The following is a 579-nucleotide window of genomic DNA, read 5'->3' as shown; positions in this document are numbered from 1 at the left end:
CAGCTTTACCAATTCGACCTGCAGCTTTTTAAGCTCTTGTTCGTATTCCTTTTTCTTTAGCTTAGACATTATTCGTTCCTCACTCCTTGATGCTCAATATGTTAGCACTCAACGTAGGAAGTGGGGATTTCGAGTGTGTTATTTGAGAGCTGCTGCGACGTTGGCGATGGCTTGAGTACTGGTAATAGGAATCGCAAAATCATCGACATCTGAAGCGCCCATTTTGCTTTGTTCAGCAATAAAGGTCATTTGGCTAGGGCGTGTGGTCTTGCCTGAAAGATGGACTTCTTGCACGTTCGTGTTTTTGACTAAATGACGGACGTTGTCTGCATTCACTCCCGCCCCGGCCATGATCGCAATGCGCCCTTGGGCTTGTTCCACAAGAGATTTAAGTACGCTCTCGCCTGCTGGTGCAGATGGAGCGAGGCCTGAAGTCAGAATACGTTCACAACCTAAATAGATGATATCTTCCAACGCTTGTTCTGCATTGCGGCATTGATCAAATGCACGATGAAACGTGATACCAAGACCCAGTGCTTGTGCAAACTCGCACAAAGCGGTGGCAAACGGCATGTGGAT

At 47.2% G+C, this 579-nt stretch carries 1 protein-coding gene; it reads right to left on the bottom strand.

The window, feature by feature from the left end; genetic code table 11:
- Nucleotides 1-138: 138 nt before the first annotated feature.
- Nucleotides 139-579 (bottom strand): copper homeostasis protein CutC (locus tag R8O10_RS26520; protein ID WP_318192138.1); only part of this gene is annotated, 441 nt, incomplete at its 5' end.

Origin of the sequence: Vibrio sp. 1727 (genome assembly GCF_033344415.1) — a bacterium.
GTDB lineage: Bacteria > Pseudomonadota > Gammaproteobacteria > Enterobacterales > Vibrionaceae > Vibrio > Vibrio alginolyticus.
This window is presented reverse-complemented; position numbering and strand designations above follow the sequence as displayed.